The sequence below is a fragment of the Vibrio nigripulchritudo ATCC 27043 genome (assembly GCF_000222685.1).
Classification (GTDB): domain Bacteria; phylum Pseudomonadota; class Gammaproteobacteria; order Enterobacterales; family Vibrionaceae; genus Vibrio; species Vibrio nigripulchritudo.
In genome coordinates this window covers 1-484 of sequence record NZ_AFWJ01000245.1, presented here as the reverse complement: position 1 = coordinate 484, position 484 = coordinate 1, and the positions used below count along the sequence as shown (strand labels likewise).

Below are 484 nucleotides of genomic sequence, written 5' to 3'. Positions count from 1 at the left end.
TGGTATGAGCGAAGAAGAGACACGCTTCTTTGGACTCAAACGTGAATGTGGTCTCCATGAAGATGAAGGAGAGAGCGACGGCTCAGGAATCTAAATTCCACCTTTATATAGACGTATTGAAAGCTGCTTAGGCAGCTTTTCTTTTTTCAGTCCAAATAGAGCTGAACATTTTTTGTACCAAAATGAATAACTTTGTGGATAACATGTGTTAAGTCTGGGGCAAAATATGGATAAATAAGGCGTTTAGAAAAGATTTGAAGAAAAAGGCATTTTTTTCGGTTTTTTTCTAAAAAAGGCTTGCCAATGTGATTCGTGTCTCTATAATGCCGCCTCACTGACACGGCAGACGCCACAAGGCTTCAGCTGAATCAGAGAGGTGAAAAACTTCTGAGAAAATAAATTTGAAAAAGTATTTGACTCTTCAAATTATCTCGCTAGAATGCACCTCCGCTTTGAGAGAAAAACTTCTCGAAAAGCCAAGTTC

1 pseudogene is annotated in these 484 nt (G+C 38.8%); it reads left to right on the top strand.

The window, feature by feature from the left end:
• Window positions 1-94 (top strand): annotated as a pseudogene (locus tag RH89_RS29715) (phosphoadenosine phosphosulfate reductase); the annotation flags it as partial.
• Between the last annotated feature and the right edge of the window lie 390 nt (window positions 95-484).